Consider the following 1,147-nt stretch of genomic DNA (forward strand, 5'->3'; position numbering starts at 1 on the left):
CGCGACGGCCGCCTGTCCGGCCCTGAACTGTCGGCCGCACTGGCCTCGGGCCTGCAACGCGCCGGCATCAATGTGATTGACCTCGGCGTGGTCGCCACCCCGATGCTGTACTTCGCCACCCACGTGCTCGATGCCCAGTCCGGCATCATGGTCACCGGCAGCCACAATCCGCCCGACTACAACGGCTTCAAGATGGTGCTCGGCGGCGAAGCCATCTACGGTGATGCAATCCAGGGCTTGTACCAGGCCATCGTCAAGGGTGACTTTGCGCAGGGCAACGGCAGCTACACCACCCACGATATCAAGCAGGCGTACCTGGAACGGATTGTTAGCGACGTCAAGGTCTCGCGCCCGATGAAGATCGCCGTCGATTGCGGCAACGGCGTGGCCGGCGCCTTTGCGCCCGAGCTGTACCGCAAGATGGGGTGTGACGTCATCGAACTGTTTTGTGAAGTCGACGGCAACTTCCCCAACCACCATCCCGATCCCGCCCACCCGGAAAACCTGCAGGACCTGATCCGCTGCCTCAACGAGACCGATGCCGAAATCGGCCTGGCCTTCGATGGCGATGGCGACCGTCTCGGCGTGGTGACCAAGGATGGCCAGATCATTTATCCGGACCGCCAGCTGATGCTGTTTGCGCAGGATGTGCTGACCCGCCATCCGGGCAAGGAAATCCTGTACGACGTCAAATGCACGCGCCACATCGGACCGTGGGTCAGGCAGCATGGCGGCGTGCCGCTGATGTGGAAGACCGGTCATTCGCTGGTCAAGGCCAAGCTGCGCGAAACCGGCGCACCGCTGGGCGGCGAGATGAGCGGGCATGTGTTCTTCAAGGACCGCTGGTACGGCTTTGATGATGGCTTGTATGCAGGCGCACGGCTGCTGGAGCTGTTGTCGCGCATGAGCGATCCATCGGCACAGCTCAATGCCTTGCCGCAGGCGAGCAGCACGCCGGAGTTGCATCTGCACCTGGAAGAGGGCGAGAACGTCGCCCTGATTGCCAAGCTGCAGCGGGACGCGAAGTTTCCGGATGCCGAGCAGATCGTCACCATCGATGGCTTGCGGGTCGAGTATGCGGATGGGTTCGGACTGGCGCGTTCATCCAACACCACACCGGTGGTGGTGATGCGCTTTGAGGGAGAAA

1 protein-coding gene is annotated in these 1,147 nt (G+C 62.5%); it reads left to right on the forward strand.

Annotated features, from left to right (window positions below):
• The coding region (locus ACFQUU_RS29305; protein ID WP_382252163.1) for a phosphomannomutase/phosphoglucomutase at nucleotides 1-1,147 on the forward strand (1,147 nt) is incomplete at both ends.

Origin of the sequence: Herbaspirillum sp. GCM10030257, assembly GCF_042666555.1 — a bacterium.
In the GTDB taxonomy this organism is placed as follows: domain Bacteria; phylum Pseudomonadota; class Gammaproteobacteria; order Burkholderiales; family Burkholderiaceae_D; genus Noviherbaspirillum.